Source organism: Streptomyces sp. DH12 (assembly GCF_020873895.1).
Taxonomy (GTDB): Bacteria; Actinomycetota; Actinomycetes; order Streptomycetales; family Streptomycetaceae; genus Streptomyces.
This window is the reverse complement of the sequence record NZ_JAHWGT010001714.1, coordinates 1-383: the sequence shown is the minus strand read 5'-3', so window position 1 is coordinate 383 and position 383 is coordinate 1. Positions and strand designations below refer to the sequence as shown.

Below are 383 nucleotides of genomic sequence, written 5' to 3'. Positions count from 1 at the left end.
GTGTATAAGAGACAGCCGCCGGCGAGCGCGGCCACCACCACGTCCGCGACGTCCCGCACGTCGACGAACGGCTCCGCCACCTCGCCCGCCGGGAACACCAGCTCCCCGCGGCGCAGCTCCCCGGCCAGCGGTCCCTCGCCGAAGTTCTGCGCGAACCACGCCGACCGCACCACCGTCCAGTCCGCGCCGGACGCCCGCAGCGCCTCCTCCGTGGGCAGCGCCTGGTCCTCCCCCCGCGCGGACAGCAGCACCAGCCGCCGCACCCCCACGCCCAGGGCGGCCGCCGCCAGCTCGCCGACCGCCTCGGCCGTCCCCGGCGCGCCCACGTCGGCCGGGTGCACCAGATAGGCCGCGTCGGCCCCGCGCAGCGCGCCCTCCCACGT

At 78.3% G+C, this 383-nt stretch carries 1 protein-coding gene; it reads right to left on the bottom strand.

Annotated elements, in window-relative coordinates:
* The coding region (locus tag LPA54_RS41875) for an SDR family oxidoreductase (protein WP_228985571.1) at positions 1-383 on the bottom strand (383 nt) is incomplete at both ends.